The 634-nt window shown below is 48.1% G+C and carries 1 protein-coding gene; it reads left to right on the plus strand.

Translation table 11 applies throughout. The features are described from left to right. Window positions 1–634 (plus strand): transposase (locus NM10_RS14885; protein WP_020311967.1); only part of this gene is annotated, 634 nt, incomplete at both ends.

Genomic DNA, 634 nt, shown 5'->3' on the forward strand with positions numbered 1-634 from the left:
TCAGGCCCAGCAGATATTGAAGATGGCCGACCGAAGTTTTCGTTCTTTTTTCGGGCTTTTGCAGAAAGTCAAGTCAGGTGACTATGGTTCAAAGGTTGTCTGCCTGCCACACTATCGTGAAAAAGGCGGTCTCTTCAATCTCATCTTGTCGACGAACGCTATTACCATTAAGAATGGCTTCTTAACAGTGCCGATGAGCCGTGAATATATGAAACGCCATAATGGACATCGGATTCGGATTCCTGTTCCCGACAGGCTGAAGGATAAGACAATTCAGGAAATCCGTATCTGTCCCATGTATGGTGGACGGTATTTCAAGATTCAGTATTGTTACCTAGAGGACCCAGAACCAGTGAAAACCTCGTCAGGCCGTATCTTGGCTATCGACTTAGGGCTGGACAATCTGGCCGCCTGTGTTACTAATACGGGGACGTCGTTCCTCATGGACGGTCGTAAACTCAAATCTATCAACCAGTATTGGAACAAACGCAAAGCCAGACTCCAAAGCATTGCCGCCAAGCAGGGCCGGAAGACGACGAACCAGCTCTGTCAGTTAGCGAAGAAACGCAATTTCCGGATGCAGGACATCCTTCGCAAGACAGCCCGCTATATCCTCGATTTTGCATCAGTCATC

This window comes from Megasphaera sp. NM10 (assembly GCF_000417505.1).
Lineage (GTDB): Bacteria > Bacillota > Negativicutes > Veillonellales > Megasphaeraceae > Megasphaera > Megasphaera intestinihominis.